The following is a 21,737-nucleotide window of genomic DNA, read 5'->3' on the forward strand; positions in this document are numbered from 1 at the left end:
GTGAACGCGGGTAGTCACTCTCCCCGGAACTCGGGCCTGCGCTTCTCCGCGAAGGCCCGCGGGCCCTCCTTTGCGTCGGCGGAGGCGAACACGCGCCCGCCCACCTCGGCGTCGACCGTGAAGGCCTCCTCCTCGTGCATGCCCTCGGTTCGACGGATCGTCTCGATCATCCCCTGGACGGCGAGTGGGCCGTTGGCGGCGATGGCCTCGGCGATCTCCAGCGCCTTGTCCAGGGCGGAGCCGTCGTCGACCACGTGGCCGATGAGGCCGAAGCGCTCGGCCTCCTCGGCGGACAGGTGACGGCCGGTCATGAGGACCTCCATCGCCACGGTGTACGGGATCTGGCGGACCAGGCGCACCGCGGAGCCGCCCAGGGGGTACAGGCCCCAGCGCGCCTCGGAGACACCGAACTTCGCCGACCGGCCGGCCACGCGGATGTCGGTGCCCTGGAGGATCTCGGTGCCGCCGGCGATGGCGGGGCCCTCGACCGCGGCGATGAGCGGCTTGCTCAACCGGCGCCCCTTGAGCAGGGCGGGCAGCCTGGTGAGGTCCCAGCCGCCGCCCGCGAACTTGTCGCCCGGGGCGTCGTTGTTCATCGCCTTGAGGTCCGCGCCCGCGCAGAAGTAGCCGCCCGCGCCGGTGAGGATGCACGCCCGGATGTCCGGGTCGGAGTCCACGAGGTCCCAGGCGGCCTCCATGCCACGCATCATCGGGCCCGACAGGGCGTTACGCGCCTCGGGACGGTTCGTGGTGACGATCAGGACATGCCCACGCCGCTCCGTGAGCAGGTGCTGGTCCTCCGGGGTGATGGTCGTGGTCATGGGGCCTCCTGCGGGATCTTTTCAGGACGCGATCGAATGTAACCCACACCACGCGGGCGGAACAGGTTCTACTTTAGGGCCATGGCGTACACCATCGGGGATCTCGTAGAGCACAGCGTGGACCGCGTACCGGACAGGCTCGTCCTCGTCCAGGGAGAGCGGTCCTTCACGTTCAGGGAGCTGGAGGAGCGGGCCAACCGGCTCGCGCACCACCTTCAGTCCGTGGGCGTGGGACCGGACGACAAGGTCGCGGTCTACAGTCGGAACACCATCGAGGCCGTGGAGGCCATGGTGGCGATCTTCAAGATCCGCGCCGTCATGGTCAACGTCAACTTCCGCTACGTGTCCGCGGAGCTCGAGTACCTGCTCGACAACTCCGACGCCGTGGCGGTGATCCACGAGCGGCGGTACTCGGACGTCCTCGAGCAGACCCTCCCCCGGACGCCGGGCGTGCGGCACTGTCTGGTCGTCGAGGACGGCACCGACGGGCCCGACCCGGCCGCTCCCGAGGGCGTCACGGTCGCGCACTACGACGAGGCGCTGGCGGCGCAGTCGCCCGAGCGCGACTTCGGTGAGCGGTCGAACGACGACATCTACATGCTCTACACCGGCGGCACCACGGGTTCGCCCAAGGGCGTGATGTGGCGCCAGGAGGACGTCTTCATGGTCCTCGGCGGCGGCATCGACTTCCTCACCGGCGAACGCGTGGCCGACGAGTGGGAGCTCGCGAACAAGGCGGTCGAGGGCGGCGTGCTCGTCCGGGGCGCGCTGCCGCCGCTCATCCACGGCGGCGCGCAGTGGGCGATCCTCATGGCGCTGTTCGCCGGGCACACCAACGTGCTCATCCCGGAGTTCGACCCCGAGGCGGTCTGGCAGGCCGTGACGGACCACAAGATCAACCTCATGTTCATCACGGGCGACGCCATGGCGCGGCCGATGATCGAGGCGTGGGACCCGGAGAAGTACGACGCGTCGTCGCTGTTCTACCTCGGCTCCTCGGCGGCCCTGTTCTCACCGTCCGTCAAGGACCAGTTCGTGGACGCCTTCCCCAACGCGATGATCTCGGACTCGATCGGCTCCTCGGAGACCGGGTTCTCGGGCATCGCGCTGGCGGAGAAGGGCAAGACCCACACCGGCGGGCCGCGGGTGAAGATCGACGGCGAGACCACCGTCCTCGACGCCGACGGCAACGAGGTCGAGCCCGGCTCGGACGTCATCGGCAAGGTGGCTCGCACCGGCCACATCCCGCTGGGCTACTACAAAGACGAGGCCAAGACCGCCGAGACGTTCAAGACGTTCAACGGCAGGCGCTACGCCATCCCCGGGGACGACGCCCGCGTGGAGGCCGACGGCGCCGTCACGATGCTCGGCCGGGGTTCAGTGTCCATCAACACCGGCGGCGAGAAGGTGCACCCGGAGGAGGTCGAGGCCGCGCTCAAGACGCATCCCGACGTCTTCGACGCCCTGGTGATCGGCGTCCCCGATGAGCGGATGGGTCACAAGGTCGCCGCGGTGCTGCACACCCGCGACGGGAAGTGCCCGCCGATCGAGGAACTCAACGCCTGCGCGCGCAAGGAGATCGCCCGGTACAAGTGCCCGCGCGCGCTGTGGGTCGAGCCGTCGGTCAAGCGCAATCCCGCCGGCAAACCCGACTACCGCTGGGCCGCGGAGATCGCCGCGTCCCGTCCCGCCGACGACAGCCAGGAGATCAGCAAGTGAGCATTCGTACCTCTCTCACCGAGGAGTTCGGGATCGAGTACCCGATCTTCGCGTTCACCCCGTCCAAGGCGGTCGCGGCCGCCGTGACCCGCGCCGGTGGGATGGGGGTGCTGGGCTGCGTGCGGTACAACGACGCCGCGGAGCTCGACGAGGTCCTGACCTGGATGGACTCCAACACCGACGGCAAGCCGTACGGCGTCGATATCGTCATGCCCAACAAGGTGCCCACCGAGGGCAGCCCCTCCGACATCGCCGCGATGATCCCGGAGGAGCACAAGTCCTTCGTCAACCGGGTCCTCGACGACCTCGGGGTGCCGCCGCTGGGTGACGACGCCGCGAAGAACGCGGGCGTCCTCGGCTGGCTCCACTCGGTCGCGCAGTCGCACGTCGAGATGTCCCTCAAGCACCGGCCGGTGCTGGTGGCCAACGCTCTCGGGTCCCCGCCGAAGCACATCATCGATCTCGCCCACGAGAACGGCCTCAAGGTCGCCGCGCTGGCCGGCGCCACCAAGCACGCCCTGGCCCACGTCGAGAACGGGGTCGACATCGTCATCGCCCAGGGCGGCGAGGCCGGCGGCCACACCGGCGAGGTCGCGACGATGGTGCTCGTGCCCGAGATCGTCCGCGCGCTCGACGGTCGGGCGCCCGTCCTGGCCGCCGGCGGGATCGGTGACGGCACGCAGGTCGCGGCTGTCGTCGGTATGGGTGCCCAGGGCGCCTGGATGGGGTCTCGCTGGCTCACCGCCTCCGAGTACGCGGAGGACGGCGGGTCAAAGGCGATGCAGAAGGCGCTGGTCGCGGCGACCAGCCGGGACACCGTCCGCACCCGCATCTACTCCGGGAAGCCCGCCCGCCTGCTCAAGAGCAAGTGGACCGAGGCGTGGGCGGCGGCCGACGCCCCGGAGCCGCTGCCCATGCCGCTGCAGAACCTGCTCGTCGCCGAGGCGCACCAGCGGATCTCCGAGGCTCAGGACCCCGAGGTCGTGGCCATGCCGGCCGGGCAGATCATCGGCTCGCTCGACGGTGTGGTCCCGGTCGTCGAGACCATGAAGCAGATCGTGGCCGAATACGAGGCGGCCGTCGAGCGCCTGCGCGGCACGCTCGCCTGACCCACCCACCGAAATCCGCTACTCCGAATCCGGATCCGCTACCTCTCTGGGAGTAGCGAATCCGGATCCGGAGTAGCGGATTCCGCGTTGAGGCGCCTGAGGCCGGGGAACCGTCAGCTGCCCAGGACGAACAGCAGCATCGCGGCCCAGTGGCACGCGAACGCGACCGCGGTGCAGGCGTGGAAGATCTCGTGGAAACCGAAAACGCCGGGGGACGGGTTCGGGCGCTTGAGTCCGTAGACCACCGCGCCGCCGGTGTAGGCGAGACCGCCGACGAGGACCAGGATGACGGCGGCGAGGTTGGCCTCGATGAGGTCGCCGGCGAACCACACGGCGGTCCAGCCCAGGACGATGTACAGCACCACGTACAGCCATCTCGGCGCGGAGAGCCAGAACAGCCGGAAGACGATCCCCAGCAGCGCCCCCGCCCACACGATCGACAGCAGGATCGTGCTGGCCGACGCCTCGAGCGCCGCGACCGTCATCGGTGTGTAGGTCCCGGCGATGAGCAGGAAGATGTTGGAGTGGTCCAGGCGTCGCAGCAGCCCGGACGCCTTCGGACCCCAGTTCCACCGGTGGTAGAGCGCCGAGATGCCGAACAGCAGGGTCGAGGTGGCCAGGAACACCGCGCACGCCCAGGTCAGAGCGGTGCCCTCCGCCAGGACCGTGAGCACCACACCCAGCGCGATCGCCACCGGGAGGGTGCCGGCGTGGATCCACCCGCGCAGCAGCGGCTTGGGCGGGACCGCGGCGGGGACGCCGAAGTCGTCGTCGGGTGCGACGGCGGCGGGGTCGGGCTGGTCGGCGGTGCCGGCGGCGGTGCGCGGGTCGGTGTTCAGGGCGGGGTCCACGTCATGAAACCTACCGAGGTCGTCACACGGGGGTGAACGCCTCCGCGCCGTCGGGGCGGACCCATACCCGGTCGCCGGCGGGGTCCGTCCCCAGCGAGGTGAGATCCCGCGCCCGCAACTTGAAGCTCGCGGTCCTCGGCAGCGCCGACGTGACCCGTAGCAGCGACGGTCGCTGCTTGGGGCCCAGGTCGGGTTGGGCGGCGAGGAAGTCGGCGAACCCGTCGGCGAGTGCGCTGACGTCGGCGCCCTCACGCGGCACCACCCCCGCGGCCACGGCGTCGCCGATGGCGGCCGCACCGCGCACCGTCGCCGCCGGGACGGCGTACACGCCGACCTCGGCCACATCGGGATGGCGCCGCAGGACGCGTTCGATCGGCGCGGCCGCCAGATTCTCCCCGTCCACCCGCATCCATCCACCGGACCGGCCCGCGAAGTAAACCCACCCCTCGTCGTCGACATAGGCGAGGTCACCGGAGTGGAAGCGGCCCCCGCGCATGCGTTCGGCGTCGGCGGCCGGATCGCCCCAGTAGCCGGCGAACAGCCCGGGTCCGTCGGCGACCATCTCGCCCACGGCCTCGTCGGCGTTGAGCAGGACGCCCGCGTCGTCGAAGCGGGCGCGCGGGCACTCCTCGCCGGTCTCGGGGTCCACGACGAGCACCCCGGCCGGGAGCGGTCCGAGGGCGGCGTCGGGGGTCTCGGGCGTGCGCGTGACGGAGATGCCGCCCTCGCTGGAACCGAACCCGTCGACCACGGTCACGCCGAAGCGGCGGGCGAACTCGCGCCTCACGTCGGCGGGGGCCTCGTTGCCGTAGGCGACACGCATGGGGTTGTCGGCGTCGTCGGGCCGCTCGGGCGTGGCGAGGATGTAGGACAGGGGCGCGCCGACGTAGTTGGCGAACGTGCAGCCGTGCCGCCGGACGTCGTCGAGCCAGTTGGAGGCGGAGAACCTGCGGCGGAGCGCGATGGAGCAGCCGGAGAACAGGGCGATCGGCCAGGCGACCATGACGGCGTTGGAGTGGAACAGCGGCATCGCGCTGTAGACGCAGTCGTCGGTGCCGATGCCGAACCGTTCGGCGAGCATGCGGCCGGGCACGGAGATCTTGTTCTGCGTGATCCGCACGGCCTTGGGGTCGCCGCTCGTGCCGGAGGTGAAGACCAGCGCGACCAGGTCGTCGGGGCCGGTCGGCACGTCCGTGACCGCGGGGAGCGCGGCGTCGGCGTGGCGGTCGAGCAGCGCGGCCCACTCGGGGGAGTCCACGTTGACCACCGGGATGCCGGGGTCGAGGCCGTCGAGGAGTGCCTCGTTGTCGGCGTCGGTGAGGATGAGCGCGCAGTCCGCGAGCGCCGCGTCGCGCAGGAGTGCCTCGCCGCGGCGCGTGGGGTTGAGTCCGGCCACGACGATCTCCGAACACGCCGCCGCGCCGAGCAGGTAGAGGTACTCGGGTGTGCCGGCCAGGAGGAGGCCGATGTGGGGTGTGCGCGCCGGGGATGACGACGACGAGGTCATCAGTTCGCGCAGCGCCGCGATCCGCACGGCCGACGCGCGGACGGCGTCCGACCAGGGCGTGAGCCGGTCGTCGGACCAGATGCCGCGGTCGCCGACGGCGGACAGGGCGTGCACGGCGTCGGCGACGGAGGTGAACGGCCGGGCCGCGACGTCGGCGATGGTCTGGACCGTGCTGCTGCTCATGCGGAGAACTCCCAGGGGTCGCCGTGGACGGCGAGCACGTCGCCGAGGTCGAGGAGCTGTCGGGTCGCGCCGCCGAGTCGGAACTCGTTCGCCTTGGCGGCGAGGAAATAGCGGTGGGCGGGCTCGGAGCGGTCCAGGCCGACGCCGCCGTGGACGTGGACGGCGGTGTGGGCGAGTCGGTGACCGGCCTCGCAGGCCCAGAAGTGGGCGGAGGCAACGGCCGCGTGGGCGGTGGCGCCCGGGGCGCCCGCGCAGGCGTCGAGCTCGTAGGCCGCGCGCAGGGTGGACAGCCGGACCGCGTCGACGTCGATCGACCCGTCGGCCAGGCGCGCGGCGACGGCCTGGAAGGTGCCGATGGGGCGCCCGAACTGGTGGCGCGTGGTGGCATACGCGGCGGTGCGCTGGAGCGCGGCCTCGATGACACCCCACTGGTGGGCGGCCAGGTGCACGCGGCGGCGCAGGGCGTCGAGCTCCGCGGCCGTGCCCGGGAGGACGGAGGCGGGCTCCGGCTCGCCGGTGACGAGGCCTGCGCACGAGAAGTCGACGGGGACCGTGCGCTCCACGGTCACCGCGGTGCGGTCGGACACGTGCAGCCCGTCGGCGGAGGGGCGGAGGACGACGTCCGCGATCGGCGCCCAGTCGACCTCCGGCGAGGCGCCGGGTCCGCCGTCCGCGACCGCGGCCATCTGACGGCCCTCGGCGACCGCGGCGGCGCGCTCCCCGTCACCGGCCGCGTCGAGCAGGTGGGCCGCGCGGATCGCCGGGGAGAGGGGGACGGGCGCGAGCACGCGGCCCAGTTCGCGCAGGACCAGCGCCTCGCCGACCACCCCGAGGTCGGCGCCGCCGAGTCGCTCGGGGGCCAGGGCCGCGGGCACGCCGGCCCGGACGAGCTCGTCCCAGAACCGGGCGTGGAAGCGGGCGGTGTCCTTGTCCGTGCCGCCCGACTCGGTGCCGGGGCCGAACCGGGCGTCGAGCTCGCGCAGCGACTCGTCGGTGACCAGACGCTCGCCCATGTCGCGGACGAGGGCGGTGAGGTCGGAGGTGGTGTCGTCGACGGAGAAATCCATGTCAGCGCTCCTTACGGGATCCGGCACCGGTGGCCGCGGTGGCCGGGGTGGCGACCCGGGGCGCCGGCGGCAGCCCGAGGCCGGCGGTGGCGATGATGTCCCGCTGCACCTCGTTGGTGCCGCCGCCGAAGGTGAGGATGAGCGCCGAGCGGTGCAGTCGCTCGATGCGCCCGTGCAGGGCGGCGGTGGGGGAGTGCGCGCGCTGGTAGCCGCTCGACCCGAGCACCTCCATGAGCAGGCGGTAGGCCTCGCAGGCCGTCTCCGTCCCGTACACCTTGGTCGCCGACGCGGCGATGCGCGTCGGGGCCGCGGTGTCGGCGGAGACGATCTCCCAGTTGCGCAGGGCCAGGTACTCGGCCATCGCGTGGACGCGGGCCAGGTGGGCGCGGACCCATTCGATCTCGATCACCGGACCGTCGCCCGGCAGTCCGACGTCGGCCGCCGGGGTGGTGCGGGCCCAGTCCACCACCTGCCGGAGCGAGGCCTGCAGCGGGCCGGCCGAGGTCAGGGCCACCCGCTCGTGGTTGAGCTGGTTGGTCATGAGCGGCCAGCCGCCGTGCTCGGGGCCCACGAGGTTGCTCGCGGGGACGACCACGTCCTGGTAGTAGGTGACGCTGGTGTCCGGGCCGGCCATCGTGTGCACGGGGGTCCAGGAGAAACCGTCGGCGGTGGTGGGTACGACGATCATCGAGATGCCCTTGTGGCGCTTGGCGTCCGGATCGGTGCGCGCGGCCAGCCAGATCCAGTCGGCGTAGGCGACCAGCGACGTCCACATCTTCTGGCCGTTGATCCGGTAGACGTCCTGTCCGGCGTACTCGCCGGTGCCGGCCTCGCGGACCGCGCGCGTGCGCAGGGAGGCCAGGTCGGTGCCGGAATCGGGTTCGGAGTAGCCGATCCCGAAGTGGAGTTCACCGCGGCTGATCCGGGGCAGGAAGTAGCTCTTCTGCTCGTCGGAGCCGAACGCCATGATGGTCGGCGCCACCGAGTTGATGGTGAGGAACGGGACCGGGACGCCGGCGATCGCGGCCTCGTCGGTGAAGATGAGCTGGTCGATCATCGGCCGGTTCTTCCCGCCGAACTCCTCCGGCCAGCCGAGGGTGAGCCAGCCGTCGCGCCCCATCTCCGCCACGATCTCCCGGTACGCGTCGCCGTGTCCGTATTCGCCGGTGGTGGAGGTGAACGCCTCGCGCCGCTCCGGGGTCATGAGCGCGGCGAAGTACTCGCGCAGCTCTCCGCGCAGACGTTCCTGGTCGGGGGTGTAGGTGATGTCCATGGACCCTGCATTCGTCAACGGAAGTGGAACGTGTTCCAATTACGCCGACCACGCTAACACCGCCGAACGCGTTCGTGGAGTTCTCGTCGGCCGGCCGCCCGGTCCGGAATCGGTGCGGTGTAAGAACACGTTCTAGTGCTCTGGGCCACATAGTATCGGACCAGACCGGCGGTACCGAGCCCGCCGGACCGGCTGAGGAGGACGGATATGAGGATCGAGGTCGATCCCGACCGCTGCGAGGGGCAGGCCGTGTGTGTCGGCCTCGCGCCCAAGGTGTTCGAGCTGGGCGACGACGACGAGGTCGTCCGCGTGGTCGTGGACGAGGTGCCGGCCGAGCTCGAGAAGCGGGCCCGCAAGGCAGTGGAGAAGTGCCCGATGGCGGCACTCGAGATCAAGGAGTGACATCACTATGACGCAGCAGTCCCTGGACGCCGACCTGTCGCTGGACGGGCGGGTCGCCGTCGTGACCGGGTCGGGCTCCGGTCTCGGTGCCGCGGAGGCGGTCGAGCTGGCCCGGTCGGGTGCGGCGGCGGTCGTCATCAACGACATCCGGTCCTCCGAGGCCACGGACTCGGTGATCGCGGACATCGAGGCCGCCGGCGCCAGGGCGGAACTCGTCGTGGGCGACGTCTCCGAGCGGGAGACCGCGGACGCCATGGTGGCGGCCGCGCTCGGGCTGGGCGGGCTGCACGTCGTGGTGAACAACGCGGGCATCACCCGCGACAAGATGCTGTTCAACATGTCGGACGAGGACTTCGACGCGGTGGTCAAGGTGCACCTGCGCGGGCACTTCCTGCTGACCCGTAACGCTGCCGCCCACTGGCGGGCCGAGAGCAAGAAGGCGGAGGGGCCCGTCTTCGGGCGTCTGATCAACACCTCGTCCGAGGCGGGGCTCTTCGGCCCTCCCGGGCAGGCGAACTACGGTGCGGCCAAGGCGGGCATCACGGCCCTGACCCTGTCCGCGGCCCGGGTGCTCGAGCGCATCGGGTGCACCGCCAACGCGATCGCGCCGCGCGGCCGCACCGGCATGACCGAGGGGGTCTTCGAGGCGTGGGACGAGTCCCAGGGTCCGGACCCGCTCTCCCCGGGCCGTGTCGCCGACCTCGTCTCGTACCTGGCGTCGCCGGCGGCGGCGCAGGTCAACGGCCAGCTGTTCGTGGTATACGGCGGCATGGTGGCCCTCGTCGAGGCGCCCGTGGTCGAGAAGCGGTTCGACGCCGCCGGCGGCGTGTGGGATCGCCGCGAGTTCGCCGATGCGGTCTCCGGGCACTGGTCAGGCCGCCCGGAGGGCAAGTCCTTCTCCGCCGCGGAGATCATGAAGCTCTGACACGGGCCCCGGTCCATGAGACGTCCCCGGTGTGATCGCGACCGATCACGCCGGGGACGACTTGTATCTCCACCTGCCGTGTTAGATTCCCGGACACCGCAGGCGGGGGCCTCCGGACGGGGGTGAGAGGAAGTCCTTGCCACATAGAACGCGTTCTAGATACGGTGTAACCGCGATCACACCGAAATGGTCACTTGTTCAGCGGTCCGGTTCGCGTGGCCCGGTGTCGCGTGGTCCGGGGGGATGTCAGACAGGAGGGGGCACCAATGGCGAGAGTCCTCGATGCACCGCTCAAGGGCATCGGCGAGTTCTTCGCCATGACCCTCGACACGTTCGCCTCCTTCCCCACGATCGTCCGCCAGGGCCGCGAGTTCATCGAGCAGTCGTGGTTCATCGCCCGCGTGTCGACCATGGCCACCGTGCTCGTGGCCATCCCGTTCACGGTCCTGGTGAGCTTCACCCTCAACATCCTGCTGCGTGAGATCGGCGCAGCCGACCTGTCGGGAGCCGGCGCCGCGTTGGGTGCCGTCACCCAGGTCGGTCCGATGGTCACCGTGCTCATCGTCGCGGGCGCGGGCGCGACCGCCATCTGTGCCGACCTCGGTGCGCGCACCATCCGCGAGGAGATCGACGCGATGGAGGTGCTGGGGATCGACCCGGTCAAGCGGCTCGTCGTGCCGCGCGTGGCGGCCTCGACGTTCGTCGCGCTGTTGCTCAACGGGCTGGTGTGCACGATCGGCATCCTCGGCGGTTTCCTGTTCTCGGTGCTACTGCAGGGCGTCAACCCGGGAGCCTTTGTCAACGGCATCACCCTGTTGACCGGGCTCGGCGAACTGATCCTCGCGCAGATCAAGGCCGGCGTGTTCGGGATGCTTGCGGGACTGGTCGCCTGCTACAAGGGGCTCTACGTCCGCGGCGGGCCGAAGGAGGTCGGCAGTGCGGTCAACGAGACCGTCGTCTTCGCCTTCATGTGCCTGTTCGTGGTCAACACCGTCATCACGGCCGTCGGCGTCAAGGTCCTGGGGGCGTGACATGGCGGTGATCGAGACCGCCCGGTTCCCGCGACTGTCACGGGCCCGGAACTCCGCGGTCAAGAGCTTCGACGACTTCGGCGACCACGCGCTGTTCTTCTGGCGCGCGCTGGTGGCGACGCCGCGCGCGCTGACCCAGTATCCCAAGGAGACCCTCCGGCTGATCGCCGAGATCGCGATGGGGACGGGCGCGCTGGCGATGATCGGCGGCACCGTCGTGATCGTCGCGTTCCTCACCCTCGCCACCGGCGGCGTGATCGCCGTCCAGGGCTTCTCGTCTCTTACGGACGTGGGCGTGGAGGCGCTCACCGGGTTCTTCGCCGCCTTCATCAACGTCCGGATCGCGGCGCCCGTGATCGCGGGCATCGGGCTCGCGGCGACGATCGGGGCCGGCGCGACGGCACAACTGGGCGCGATGCGGGTCTCCGAGGAGATCGACGCCCTCGAGGTCATGGCGATCGACTCGATCACCTACCTGGTCTCCACCCGCATCGTCGCGGGGATGATCGCGGTGGTGCCGCTGTACTCGCTGGCCGTGATCGCGTCGTTCCTCGCCAGCCGGTTCGCGACGGTGGAGATCTACGGACAGTCGGGCGGCGTCTACGACCACTACTTCTCGACGTTCCTCATCCCGACGGACATCCTGTGGTCCTTCGTCCAGGCCATCGCCATGGCCATCACGATCATGCTCCTCCACACCTACTACGGCTATAACGCGGCCGGTGGCCCCGCCGGTGTCGGCTCGGCCGTCGGCAACGCGGTGCGCACCTCGCTCATCGCCGTGGTGACCGTGACCCTTCTCGTCTCGCTCGCGATCTACGGCGGAGACGGCAACTTCAACCTGTCGGGATAGGAGACGGACATGGCGAGGACGGTGAGTCAGAGCGACACCGGGCCCAGGCGCATCGCGGGCGCGTGCCTCGCGGTGTTCCTCGTCGCGGTGATCGCGCTGTCCCTCCTGCTGTTCGGCCGGGCGTTCGACGACCGCGTGCCGTTGACGGTGCGCAGCGACCGCGCGGGACTGGTCATGGAGGCGGACGCGAAGGTGCGGTCCCGCGGTGTGGAGATCGGCAACGTCACCGACATCAGGCAGGAGTTCGACGGCGCGACGATAGAGATCGAGGTCGACCCGGCCGCGCTCGAGGCCGTCCCGTCCAACGCGGTGGTGTCCATCGGCTCCAACACCGTCTTCGGCGCCAAGTCCGTGGACTTCGAACCGCCGGCCGTCCCGGCCCCGACGCCGCTGGCAGCGGGCGCGGTCGTGGAGACCTCGCGGGTCACCACGGAGGTCAACACCCTGTTCGAGGACCTGTCCGACCTGCTCCTGGCGATCGAGCCGGAGAAGCTCAACGCCACGCTCGGCGCGGTCTCCGGGGCGGTGGACGGACGCGGTGAGCAGGTCGGCCGGACGATCACCGACCTGCGCTCCTACCTCGAGGAGATCAACCCGCAGATCGAGACGCTCCAGCGGGATCTGGCCAAGGGGTCGCGCGTGGCCAACCTCTACGCCGACGTCACGCCGGACATCATGCGGCTGCTCGACTCGGGTACGGACGTCGGCGCCAACGTGGTCAACAACCAGGCCCGGTTCGAGCAGCTCCTCGCCGCGTCCATCGGGACGGGGGAGACCGGGAAGCGGCTGTTGGCGGAGAACGGCGACGAGCTCGTCAAGGCGCTGTCCGATCTCCGCGCGTCGACGAGTCTGCTCTACGAGTACTCGCCGATGGTCACCTGTCTGATCGTCGGTCTGAACCAGGGCGTCGAGGGCGCGATGTCGGCCTTCGGCGGTAAGGACCAGCCCGGCCTCGTGTTCAAGGCCGGCTTCCAGCAGGGCGCCCGCGCGTACGAGTACCCCAAGGACCTGCCGAAGGTCAACGCGAGCACCGGTCCCAACTGCTACGGACTGCCGTTCCCGGACCCCGAGGCCCACACCCCCTTCATCGTCACCGACACCGGATCCAACCCCGTGGAGGGCATGCCCGACGTGTTCACCTCTCGACCCGCCCCGGTGTTCGGCCCGCTGCGGCCCACGGAGCCGGGCCAGCCCGCGCCGCCGACCCTGCTCCAGGTCATGCTCGGCATGGACGGGGAGACCCCGTGAGCGCCGCGCGCGCATCGACGCGCGGAAGCAGGGCGACACTGGTCAAGCTCGCCATCTTCACCACCGTCATGGCGCTCGTGCTGGCCGCGCTCGTCGTGGTGTTCAGTGAGTACCGGTCGGGGGACTACGAGCGGTACAACGCCGCCTTCGCCGACGTCTCCGGCCTGGAGACCGGAGACAAGGTGCGCATCGCGGGCGTCGAGGTCGGCAAGGTCCACCGTATCGACCTCGCCGAGGGCAACACCGCCGACGTGCGTTTCACCGTCGCCGGGGACCAGATCGTCCACGCCAGTACCGAGGCCGTCGTGCGCTACGAGAACCTCACCGGAGACCGCTACCTCGAGCTCCGGCGGGGCGAGGGGGACCAGTCGCCGCTCGAGCCGGGTGGCTCGCTGCCGATCTCCCAGACCTCGCCCGCTCTCGACCTCGACGCGCTGCTCGGCGGGTTCCGGCCGCTTTTCCGGGCCCTCGACCCCGGTCAGGTCAACCAGCTGTCGGAGTCCATTGTCAAGGTGTTCCAGGGGGAGGCCGGAACCGTCCAGGACCTGCTGGCCTCGACGTCGTCCCTCACCCAGACCATCGCCGACCGCGACCAGCTGATCGGGGACGTCATCACCAACCTCAACGCGGTGCTCACGACGGTCGCGGACAATCAGGAGAACGTCGACACGATCGTCGACGACCTCCAGCAGCTCGTCTCCGGCCTGTCCGTCAACTCGAACCAGATCGGCGAGTCGGTCACCCGGCTCGACGACGCGAGCGCCAACATGACGACCCTGCTCGCCGACGTCCGGCCCGCTCTGCGGGAGGACGTCGCCCAGATCGACCGCGTGGCCCAGCTGATCAACGAGGACGAGCCGTTCGTGGAGAACGTCATCAACCGGTTGCCGAGCGACTTCGAGAAGATGGGTCGCCTAGGCGTGTACGGCAGCTTCTTCCAGTTCTACCTCTGCGGCGTGATCGTGCAGATCACGAACCCGGCCACGGGCAAGGGCGTCTACCTTCCGCAGTACGAGCAGACGACGGGACGGTGTTCGTTCCCCGATGAGTGACAACACGGACATGACGCCGCCCAAGGCGCCCCGCGGTCAGCTCCGGTTCCGCGACCGCGACCCGGTCAGAACCGGCATCTGGGGCGCGGTCGGGGTGGTCGCCCTCATGGGTGTCTCCCTGAACTACGACCGCATCCCGTACGTCAACGGCATGCGCGGGGCCACCGCGTACGTGGCCGACGCCGCCGGGCTCGACACCGGCGACGAGGTCCAGGTCGCGGGCATGGCGGTGGGGTCGGTCCGCGGGATCGACCTGGAGGGGGACCGGGTCCGGGTCCGCTTCGACATCGACACCGACGTCGACCTCGGCGCGGACACCACGGCCCAGATCAAAACCGACTCGATCCTCGGGCGCCGCGCGCTCGGCGTCTACTCCGACGGTCGCGGCGAGCTCGAGGACAACACGATCCCGCTCGAGAGGACCTCGGTCCCGTACTCGCTGACCTCCGCCCTCGGCGGTCTCAGCGACACGGTGGAGGCCATGGACACCGACAAGGTCGACGAGGCGCTGACCGTGCTCGCGGAGACCATGGAGGGATCGTCTCCGGAGGTCCGCGGCGCCATCGACGGCATCACCAGGTTGTCGCGGTCCCTCAACGAGCGGGACGAGGCCGTCCGCGAACTGCTCGACAAGGCGGCCGGGACGACGGACGTGCTGGGCAGGCGCAGCGAGCAGATCAATCAGCTGATGGTCGACGGGAACACGCTGTTCGTCCAGCTCGACCTGCGCCGACGCGCGCTGAGCGAGCTGATCGTCAACATCGACGAGCTCTCCCGTCAGCTCTCGGGCGTCGTACAGGACAACGAGGCGCAGCTCGGGCCCGCGCTCGACAAGCTCGAGCGGGTCACCGACCTGCTCATCCGCAACAAGGACGACATCGACCTGGGGCTGCGCCGGATCATCCCCTTCTCCACGGCCCTCAGCGAGGCCGTCGCCTCCGGACCGTGGTTCAACGCCTACGTCTCCAACCTGTCGCTGGGCCAGTACCAGCAGACCATCCTCCGTGATCTCATGCCGCTCATCGACGACCGTGTCCAGCCCGAGCCCGGGCTCGTCACCGAACCGACCCTTCCGGGATACCCGGGCCTGACCTTCATGGACCAGCACCCCGGTTGGGGCGAGAAGAGGTTGCCCCGATGAGCCGATTCCTGTCCTCCACGGCCGGCAAGGTGGTGGCGCTGCTCGCCGTGGTGGCGCTCGTCGTCGGCGCGGTGTGGCTACTCACCAGCCGCACCAAGACGCTCACCGCCTTCTTCGAGTCCACCCGGGGCGTCTACGAGGACGACACCGTCCGCGTGCTGGGCGTGCGCGTCGGCCGGATCACCGACATCACAACCGAGGACGGCCTGTCCAAGGTGACGATGGAGGTCGACCGCGACGTCGAGATCCTCGCGGACGCCAACGCCCTGCTCGTGGCGCAGTCGCTCGTCGCGGAGCGCTTCGTGCAGCTCACCCCCGCCTTCACCGGCGGGGAGGAGATGGCCGACGGCGGGACGATCCCCGTCGAGCGCACGGCGGTGCCCGTCGAGTGGGACGGGGTCAAGGAACAGCTCATGAAGCTGTCCACCGCGCTCAGCCCGGCCGCGGGTGAGCAGACCGGCCCGCTCGGGGAGTTCGTCGAGTCGGCGGACGCGATGTTCGACGGCAACGGGGCCGAGATCCGCGACGCGCTCAGCGAGGTCTCGCAGACCATGTCGATCCTGTCCGACGGTCGCGAGAACCTCTTCACCACCCTCAAGAACCTGCAACTGTTCGTCACCGCGCTGTCCCAGAGCGAGGAGCAGATCGTCTCATTCGGCGGTCGTCTCGCCAGCGTGTCACAGGTCCTGGGCGACCAGACCGGCGACATCGAGGCCGCCCTGCGCGACCTCGACCTCGCGGTGATGGACATCAACCGCTTCCTGGAGAACCACGGGGACCGCGTCACGACCGCCGTCGACAAACTCGGCCGGGCCACCGAGGTCGTCCGCGACCGCCGGGCCGAGCTCGAGGGCGTGCTCCACGTGGGACCGACCGCGATGGCCAACTTCTACAACATCTACCGCCCGTACCAGGGAGTGCTGAACGGCGTGCTGGCCATGAACCAGATGGCGAACCCGACCAATTTCATCTGCGGCGCCATCGCCGGCCTGGCCAACAACCGGGCCGAGTCCGACGCCCAGCTGTGCGCGCAGTACATGGGTCCGCTGTTCAACTCGTTGACCTCCAACTACCCCTACGGTGCCGTCACTCCGCCCATCACCCCGACCGCGGAGCCGCACCAGATCGTCCAGGGGCAGAAGCCGGGGACCCAGACGCCGCCTGGGGTGCAGCCCGTGTCGGACCGGCCCGACCCGCTCGTCAACGTGGTCAACCGCGGCGACGACCTCACCGGCACCCTCCTCGTGACGGGGGGTGCGTGATGAGCGACAGAACACGTCGTTCCCGCGTCCTCGCCGCGGGCGCCCTCGGCGGGATCGTCCTGCTCACCGGCGCCGGCTGCGCGTGGGACGGTCTCAACTCGCTTCCGCTACCCGGTGCGCAGGGCAACGGTGACGGGGCCTACGAGATCACCATCGAGATGCCGAACGTCACCACCATCACCCGCAACTCGCCGGTCCGGGTCAACGACGTCAACGTCGGGTCCATCACCGCTATGCGCGTCGAGGACTACACGGCGATCGTCACGGTCTCGCTCAACGAGGACGTCCGGCTCCCCGCCAACGCGCACGCCAAGATCGGCCAGACCAGCCTCCTCGGGTCGCAGCACCTCGAGCTGTTCCCGCCCCCGGACGGCGACGAGCAGGGCACGTTGTCGGCCGGGGACGTCATCCCTCTGGAGCGGGCGGGCGTGTACCCGACCACCGAGCAGACGCTCTCGGCGCTGTCGGTCGTGCTCACCGATGGCGGCCTGGCCCAGTTCGAGACCATCGCGAAGGAGTTCAACACGGCCCTCGACGGTCGCGAGCTGGACACCAGGGAGGTCATCAACCAGCTGGAGACCACCGTCAGCGGTCTGGACGACCAGCGGGCCGACATCATCGCGGCCATGGAAGGGCTGGACCGGCTGGCTCGTCAGATCGACGAACAGAACGACACCCTGGCCAGGGCGCTGGCGCAGATGCCGGAGGCGGTGTCGCTGGTCAACGACCAGAAACAGCAGCTCACCACGGCGCTCGTCTCGCTCGGCGACTTCGGTAACAAGGCCAATCAGATCATCGACGCTGGCGGCGGGCAGGATCTCGTGGACAACCTCCGCGACATCACCCCGGTCCTCGAGGGCCTGGCCAACGCGGGGCGCGACATGACCCGGGTGATGAGCTCGCTGATCACCTTCCCGTTCCCGCAGGCGGGCATCGACAACTTCCTGCGCGGCGACTACGCCAACCTCTACATCCACGCCGACGCCACGATGCCGCGGCTGGCCGAATCGCTCCTTCTGGGCACCGAGTTCGGCAACAGGATGGCCGGGATCGAGGGGTACCTCGGCCTCGCGCCCAATCCGCTGGCCAGCGCGGACCCGTTCTCGCTGGACATCCCGCGCCCGGACCCGCAGGCGGATCCGTACGCCGCGCCCGACCCCGCCGCCGGCGGCGATCCGTCGGCACCCGGCCCCGATGACCCGGCGGCGCCCGGGCCCGGCGTGGGCGGTCCGGACGCACCGACCGAGGAGGCTCCCCGATGACCCGGCTCGTGCGCATCCAGCTGACCGTCTTCGCCGTGGTCACCATCGTCTCGCTGGCGATCATGTCGATCGTCTACCTCCAGCTGCCGCGCGCGCTCGGATGGCAGCGGACCGATGTCGCGCTCCAGATGCCGGACACCGGCGGCCTGTACAAGAACGCCAACGTCTCCTACCTGGGCAGCACCATCGGGCGGGTGGACTCCGTGACCCTCACGCCCGCCGGCGTCGTGGCCGAGCTGCACTTCGACTCGGGAGCCGACGTCCCCGAGAACGTCCGCGCGGAGATCCGCAGCGTCTCCGCGGTCGGCGAGCAGTTCGTGGAGTTCGTCCCCGACGGGCAGCCCCGGGGCGAGCTCGCCGACGGCACCGTGCTCGGACCGGAGCGGGTCGTCATGCCGCAGGGGATCGGTCCCGTACTGGACCAGGCGACCGTCCTCATGGCCTCGATCGACGACGCCAAGATGCGGCGCGTCATCTCCGAGTCCTTCGACGCGTTCAACGGCTCCGCGCGCGACCTCCAGCGGTTCCTCGACTCCGCGCAGCTGCTGCTCGAGGAGGCGAGGAACAACACGGACGTGACCCACCAGCTCATCGCCGACGCGGAGCCCGTGCTGGACTCCCAGCTGCGCTCGTCGGACTCGATCCGGGCGTGGACGCGGAACCTCGCCGACATCACCGATCGGCTGCGCACCAACGAGCCGCAGCTGACCTCGATCATCGAGCGCGGGCCCGACGCCCTGGGGCGGGCCACGAAGGCGCTCAACGATCTGCAGCCGACGATGCCGGTGCTCGTGGCGAACCTGGTGAGCGTCGGCGAGGTCGGCGTGGTCTACAACCGCTCCCTCGAGCAGCTCCTGGTGATCTACCCGGCTCTGGTGTCGTCGCTCATCACCGCGATCAACGGGGCCAAGGACACCGGCGAGATCAAGGTGGACTTCAACCTGCAGATCAACGAGACGCCGCCGTGCACCACCGGCTTCCTGCCCGCCGAGCAGCGTCGCTCGCCGGCGGACCTGTCCGTCCCGCCGCTGATCAACGGCATCTACTGCAAGGTCCCCAAGGACTCGCAGACGACCGTGCGCGGGGCGCGCAACCTGCCGTGTATGGAGTACCTGTACTGACCACGGACGTTGTGTCACCGGTCGGCATGGCGGGCTGACATGAGGAAGACCTCCGTGTGAGGTGTGAAAGCGACCAAGCAAACACATCCACAACGGAGGTCTTCATGTCCCACGCTAACGCCCCGCTGACTCCGACGGGAAGACTGCGTCTGGCTCGGTGCGTCGTCGAGGAGGGCTGGCTGCCGCGGCGAGCGGCGGAGCGGTTTGGTGTCTCGGTCACCACCGCCCGCAAGTGGGCCCGCCGGTACCGGCAGCTGGGCAAGGCCGGGATGATCGACCGCTCCAGTCGCCCGCAGCACAGCCCGACCCGGACGCCGCGTTGAAGGGAACGCCGCGTGCTCGGTCTGCGCGTCTCCCGCCGCTGGGGGCCCGCACGGATCGCCTACCACCTGGGCATGCAGCCCTCGACTGTGCACAAGATCCTGTCCCGCTACGGCTGCGTCAGGCTGGCGTTCACCGACCCGGCCACCGGCGCCCCGGTGCGTGCGGGCAAGCGGCAGGTGCGCCGATTCGAGCACGCAGCGCCAGGCGATCTGGTGCATGTGGATATCAAGAAGCTCGGCCGCATCCCTGACGGCGGCGGGCACAAGGTCCTCGGCCGCGCCAAAGGGCGTCGAAACCGGCGAGCAGGGACCGGGTACTGGTACATCCACAACGCCGTCGACGACCACTCACGCCTGGCCTACACCGAGTTGCTGGAAGACGAGCGCAAAGAGACCGCCGCCGGATTCTGGCACCGAGCCCACGCCTACTTCGCCGACGCCGGAATCACCGTGCGCCGGGTCCTGACCGACAACGGCTCCTGCTACCGCTCCCACGCGTTCGCCGACGCCCTCGGGCCGGAGATCAGGCACAAACGCACTCGCCCGTACCGGCCGCAGACCAATGGCAAGGTCGAGCGCTACAACCGCACGATGCTCGAGGAATGGGCTTACGCCGCCGCGTACGTCAGCGAGTCCGACCGCGCAGCTCGCCTCCCGGCGTTCCTGCACCACTACAATTTCCACCGCGGCCACACCGCACTACGAGGCGCCTCACCCGCAGACCGCGTACACAACCTGCGTGGGCAGTACACCTAGTGCTCGCAGCGGGGGTCGGTTACCTCGTCGCGTCGCAGGACGATCAGCCCGCCGCTGCGCCTGGTGCGGCTCCCATCACGGCTCCCGTAGCGACGGAGAGCCCGGTCGTCCCGTCGGCGGAGGCGCCGAGCTCGCCGTCCGCGCCGACTCTACAGGCGGCGCCGGCGGCCCCGAGGGCGCCGGCCGCGCCGCAACCCGCCGCGACCGTCGGTGACCTGGGACTCGACACACCGATGTCCCGGCCAGCGTGCGACGGCCGGGGGATCGTCGTCCTCTATTCGGCGGTCACCCCGGGCGCTTACGCCCAGGAGATCGCGTCTGCCTTGGCCAGGTACCCGGGAGCGTCCTACCTACGCACGGACATGGCGTGTCCGTCACTGCGGCCGCGCGACGAGAACGGCAACGTCATCTACGCCGTCTACCGGGCGTCGGGTTACACCCGGCAGGAACTGTGCGCAGATGTCCGCGCGGCAGGGCCCCCGGCCTACGGTCGGTGGCTGGACACCACCAGCGATCCATCGGTTCTCGTGACCTGCTGACGCCGGCGTGGGGCGCCGACGTCGGGATCACCGGAGGATGAGCGGGATGTGTTGCTCCGCCGCGGTGTTGGCGCCGTGGTGGCCCATGAGGGACGACTCCATCGGCTCGTGTTCCGACCGCGAGAGGATGACGCCGCCGCTCGCGATGGCGATGACATCACCGAGCCGGTCGGCGTAGGTGCGATCGGGGCCGAAGAGACGCTCGTCAAAGGCCTGCTCGCGGCTGATCACGCGGGCGTGACCGGCCAGTTCGGCTCGCCACGCGTGGAGGACGTCGTCCGCTGCGCCCGGGCGGGCGTACGCGTGACGGACGCGAGCTTCGCCGGCGACGATCTCGACATCGGCGAGGAGGGCGGGCGTGTGGTCGATATCGATGACGGTCTCGGCGTTGACCATTCCGTGGTCCGCGGTGACGATGAGTCTGCAGTCGCGGGGGAGATCGGTGGCGAGGTCGGCGATGAAGGCGTCGACAGCGCGGAGCGACTCCAGCCACTCCGGAGAGCCGGGGCCGTGGATGTGTCCGATGAGGTCGAGGTCGCCGTAGTACGCGTAGACGAAGCGCCTGGATCGCGAGGGGCGGCCCACAGCGTCGATCACTCCCTGCTTCACCTCGTCGAGGGAGACAGCAGAGCGGAATTCCCCGTCCGCCCGGAAGGCCGCCCGGGTCAATCCTGATTCGCGGAACTCCTCACGCATCACGTAGGTGACGTCGACGCCGTCTGAGGCGAGATGTTCGAGCAGGCTCGACCGTTGCTGGATTCTCCGCGGTGGGAAGCGATTCATCGCCGACGGGCCGCCAGCCGAGTCGAGGGTCCAGCGCAACGGATTGAACGAGACGGCGGTGTCGTCGGCGTCGTCCGAGATTCGGAAGCTGTACCCCACGATCCCGTGCTTGGAACACGGAGCGCCTACGGCGAGGCTCGTCAGGCTGGTCGCGGTCGTCGCCGGGAAGCCCGCGGAGATCATCCGGGAGGACATGACGGCGAGCGTCGGGGAGTCGGTGGCGTACCGGCGGATCAGCTCGGCGCCGAGACCATCGACGAGAACCAGGACGGCGTCGCTAGCTGGCGCGATCGCGAGCGGGTTGTGGTGGCCGGAGCCCAGCGACGCAGCGACAGACGGCATGACATCGGCCAGCGAATGGGCGGAGGGCTCGATCGGGATCTCTGTCATGACTTCACCATCCCTCATCCGCCGCTGGTGAGGGCGGTAACCGGCGGCTCGCCCGCCGTGGCGACTGCCTCAGAAGGGTGGTGGTGGTTGGAGGAGTTCGTCGAGGTGCTCATGCAGTG

19 protein-coding genes and 1 pseudogene are annotated in these 21,737 nt (G+C 70.0%); 14 read left to right on the forward strand and 6 right to left on the reverse strand.

Annotated elements, in window-relative coordinates; all coding sequences use genetic code 11:
• Positions 1-14 precede the first annotated feature (14 nt).
• Positions 15-821 carry a crotonase/enoyl-CoA hydratase family protein gene (locus KHA85_RS02620; RefSeq protein ID WP_213184704.1) on the reverse strand — a complete coding sequence of 269 codons (807 nt, stop codon included), beginning with the start codon at positions 819-821 and terminating at the stop codon, positions 15-17.
• Between the two features lie 81 nt (positions 822-902).
• Here KHA85_RS02620 and KHA85_RS02625 point away from each other — a divergent pair, with 81 nt between their 5' ends.
• Both KHA85_RS02625 and KHA85_RS02630 read left to right on the forward strand, forming a co-directional pair.
• Positions 903-2,540, forward strand: coding sequence for an acyl-CoA synthetase (locus tag KHA85_RS02625; protein ID WP_213184705.1), 1,638 nt, complete (start codon positions 903-905; stop codon positions 2,538-2,540).
• 2 nt (positions 2,541-2,542) lie between these two features.
• Positions 2,543-3,649: an NAD(P)H-dependent flavin oxidoreductase gene (locus KHA85_RS02630; RefSeq protein ID WP_213184725.1), complete on the forward strand. Its 1,107-nt coding sequence runs from the start codon at positions 2,543-2,545 to the stop codon at positions 3,647-3,649.
• A gap of 113 nt (positions 3,650-3,762) precedes the next feature.
• Here KHA85_RS02630 and trhA read toward each other — a convergent pair whose 3' ends face one another.
• Genes trhA through KHA85_RS02650 form a run of 4 tightly spaced genes read right to left on the reverse strand, consistent with a single transcriptional unit; the run spans position 3,763 to position 8,530 of the window.
• Positions 3,763-4,500 carry a PAQR family membrane homeostasis protein TrhA gene (trhA, locus tag KHA85_RS02635; protein ID WP_213184706.1) on the reverse strand — a complete coding sequence of 246 codons (738 nt, stop codon included), beginning with the start codon at positions 4,498-4,500 and terminating at the stop codon, positions 3,763-3,765.
• A gap of 22 nt (positions 4,501-4,522) precedes the next feature.
• Complete coding sequence (locus KHA85_RS02640) at positions 4,523-6,190, reverse strand: AMP-binding protein (protein WP_213184707.1); 1,668 nt, start codon at positions 6,188-6,190, stop codon at positions 4,523-4,525.
• Positions 6,187-7,257: an acyl-CoA dehydrogenase family protein gene (locus KHA85_RS02645; RefSeq protein ID WP_213184708.1), complete on the reverse strand. Its 1,071-nt coding sequence runs from the start codon at positions 7,255-7,257 to the stop codon at positions 6,187-6,189. Before KHA85_RS02645 ends, KHA85_RS02640 begins: the two co-directional genes overlap by 4 nt.
• Before the next feature lies 1 nt (position 7,258).
• Positions 7,259-8,530: an acyl-CoA dehydrogenase family protein gene (locus KHA85_RS02650; protein WP_213184709.1), complete on the reverse strand. Its 1,272-nt coding sequence runs from the start codon at positions 8,528-8,530 to the stop codon at positions 7,259-7,261.
• Positions 8,531-8,737: 207 nt separating this feature from the next.
• Between KHA85_RS02650 and KHA85_RS02655 the strand changes: the two genes are divergently transcribed.
• From KHA85_RS02655 to KHA85_RS17810, 12 genes and pseudogenes are all read left to right on the forward strand, one after another.
• Positions 8,738-8,932, forward strand: coding sequence for a ferredoxin (locus KHA85_RS02655; protein ID WP_007626833.1), 195 nt, complete (start codon positions 8,738-8,740; stop codon positions 8,930-8,932).
• A gap of 7 nt (positions 8,933-8,939) precedes the next feature.
• The gene (locus tag KHA85_RS02660; RefSeq protein ID WP_213184710.1) at positions 8,940-9,857 is read left to right on the forward strand and encodes a 3-oxoacyl-ACP reductase; all 918 of its coding nucleotides are present in this window, start codon (positions 8,940-8,942) and stop codon (positions 9,855-9,857) included.
• A 266-nt stretch (positions 9,858-10,123) separates the two neighbouring features.
• Positions 10,124-10,888: an MlaE family ABC transporter permease gene (locus tag KHA85_RS02665; RefSeq protein ID WP_213184711.1), complete on the forward strand. Its 765-nt coding sequence runs from the start codon at positions 10,124-10,126 to the stop codon at positions 10,886-10,888.
• 1 nt (position 10,889) lies between these two features.
• Positions 10,890-11,741: an MlaE family ABC transporter permease gene (locus KHA85_RS02670; RefSeq protein WP_213184712.1), complete on the forward strand. Its 852-nt coding sequence runs from the start codon at positions 10,890-10,892 to the stop codon at positions 11,739-11,741.
• Positions 11,742-11,750: 9 nt separating this feature from the next.
• A complete protein-coding gene (locus KHA85_RS02675; RefSeq protein WP_213184713.1) occupies positions 11,751-12,989 on the forward strand; it encodes an MCE family protein in 1,239 nt (412 codons plus the stop codon).
• The gene (locus KHA85_RS02680; protein ID WP_213184714.1) at positions 12,986-14,041 is read left to right on the forward strand and encodes an MCE family protein; all 1,056 of its coding nucleotides are present in this window, start codon (positions 12,986-12,988) and stop codon (positions 14,039-14,041) included. Before KHA85_RS02675 ends, KHA85_RS02680 begins: the two co-directional genes overlap by 4 nt.
• Complete coding sequence (locus KHA85_RS02685; RefSeq protein ID WP_213184715.1) at positions 14,034-15,182, forward strand: MCE family protein; 1,149 nt, start codon at positions 14,034-14,036, stop codon at positions 15,180-15,182. Before KHA85_RS02680 ends, KHA85_RS02685 begins: the two co-directional genes overlap by 8 nt.
• Positions 15,179-16,444: an MCE family protein gene (locus KHA85_RS02690; protein WP_213184716.1), complete on the forward strand. Its 1,266-nt coding sequence runs from the start codon at positions 15,179-15,181 to the stop codon at positions 16,442-16,444. The genes KHA85_RS02685 and KHA85_RS02690 overlap by 4 nt, the downstream gene beginning before the upstream one ends.
• Positions 16,444-17,706 carry an MCE family protein gene (locus KHA85_RS02695; RefSeq protein ID WP_213184717.1) on the forward strand — a complete coding sequence of 421 codons (1,263 nt, stop codon included), beginning with the start codon at positions 16,444-16,446 and terminating at the stop codon, positions 17,704-17,706. The genes KHA85_RS02690 and KHA85_RS02695 overlap by 1 nt, the downstream gene beginning before the upstream one ends.
• The gene (locus KHA85_RS02700; protein WP_236885062.1) at positions 17,703-18,827 is read left to right on the forward strand and encodes an MCE family protein; all 1,125 of its coding nucleotides are present in this window, start codon (positions 17,703-17,705) and stop codon (positions 18,825-18,827) included. Before KHA85_RS02695 ends, KHA85_RS02700 begins: the two co-directional genes overlap by 4 nt.
• A gap of 104 nt (positions 18,828-18,931) precedes the next feature.
• Positions 18,932-19,906: pseudogene (locus tag KHA85_RS02705) on the forward strand (IS481 family transposase).
• A 233-nt stretch (positions 19,907-20,139) separates the two neighbouring features.
• The gene (locus KHA85_RS17810; protein WP_236885063.1) at positions 20,140-20,445 is read left to right on the forward strand and encodes a hypothetical protein; all 306 of its coding nucleotides are present in this window, start codon (positions 20,140-20,142) and stop codon (positions 20,443-20,445) included.
• Positions 20,446-20,472: 27 nt separating this feature from the next.
• On the opposite strand, the gene KHA85_RS02715 is transcribed toward KHA85_RS17810, so the two are convergent.
• Positions 20,473-21,618 (reverse strand): alkaline phosphatase family protein, encoded by a 1,146-nt coding sequence (locus tag KHA85_RS02715; RefSeq protein ID WP_213184719.1) that lies wholly within the window; start codon positions 21,616-21,618, stop codon positions 20,473-20,475.
• Positions 21,619-21,737: the final 119 nt, after the last annotated feature.

The organism is Dietzia massiliensis (genome assembly GCF_018390595.1).
Lineage (GTDB): Bacteria > Actinomycetota > Actinomycetes > Mycobacteriales > Mycobacteriaceae > Dietzia > Dietzia massiliensis.

What these genes read in the sequence shown, in the direction of transcription:
- KHA85_RS02620 (WP_213184704.1), bottom strand. Translation starts at nt 821, where the DNA reads ATGACCACGACCATCACCCCGGAGGACCAGCACCTGCTCACGGAGCGG.
- KHA85_RS02625 (WP_213184705.1), top strand. Translation starts at nt 903, where the DNA reads ATGGCGTACACCATCGGGGATCTCGTAGAGCACAGCGTGGACCGCGTA.
- KHA85_RS02640 (WP_213184707.1), bottom strand. Translation starts at nt 6,190, where the DNA reads ATGAGCAGCAGCACGGTCCAGACCATCGCCGACGTCGCGGCCCGGCCG.
- KHA85_RS02645 (WP_213184708.1), bottom strand. Translation starts at nt 7,257, where the DNA reads ATGGATTTCTCCGTCGACGACACCACCTCCGACCTCACCGCCCTCGTC.
- KHA85_RS02650 (WP_213184709.1), bottom strand. Translation starts at nt 8,530, where the DNA reads ATGGACATCACCTACACCCCCGACCAGGAACGTCTGCGCGGAGAGCTG.
- KHA85_RS02655 (WP_007626833.1), top strand. Translation starts at nt 8,738, where the DNA reads ATGAGGATCGAGGTCGATCCCGACCGCTGCGAGGGGCAGGCCGTGTGT.
- KHA85_RS02660 (WP_213184710.1), top strand. Translation starts at nt 8,940, where the DNA reads ATGACGCAGCAGTCCCTGGACGCCGACCTGTCGCTGGACGGGCGGGTC.
- KHA85_RS02665 (WP_213184711.1), top strand. Translation starts at nt 10,124, where the DNA reads ATGGCGAGAGTCCTCGATGCACCGCTCAAGGGCATCGGCGAGTTCTTC.
- KHA85_RS02670 (WP_213184712.1), top strand. Translation starts at nt 10,890, where the DNA reads ATGGCGGTGATCGAGACCGCCCGGTTCCCGCGACTGTCACGGGCCCGG.
- KHA85_RS02675 (WP_213184713.1), top strand. Translation starts at nt 11,751, where the DNA reads ATGGCGAGGACGGTGAGTCAGAGCGACACCGGGCCCAGGCGCATCGCG.
- KHA85_RS02685 (WP_213184715.1), top strand. Translation starts at nt 14,034, where the DNA reads ATGAGTGACAACACGGACATGACGCCGCCCAAGGCGCCCCGCGGTCAG.
- KHA85_RS02690 (WP_213184716.1), top strand. Translation starts at nt 15,179, where the DNA reads ATGAGCCGATTCCTGTCCTCCACGGCCGGCAAGGTGGTGGCGCTGCTC.
- KHA85_RS02695 (WP_213184717.1), top strand. Translation starts at nt 16,444, where the DNA reads ATGAGCGACAGAACACGTCGTTCCCGCGTCCTCGCCGCGGGCGCCCTC.
- KHA85_RS02700 (WP_236885062.1), top strand. Translation starts at nt 17,703, where the DNA reads ATGACCCGGCTCGTGCGCATCCAGCTGACCGTCTTCGCCGTGGTCACC.
- KHA85_RS17810 (WP_236885063.1), top strand. Translation starts at nt 20,140, where the DNA reads ATGTCCCGGCCAGCGTGCGACGGCCGGGGGATCGTCGTCCTCTATTCG.
- KHA85_RS02715 (WP_213184719.1), bottom strand. Translation starts at nt 21,618, where the DNA reads ATGACAGAGATCCCGATCGAGCCCTCCGCCCATTCGCTGGCCGATGTC.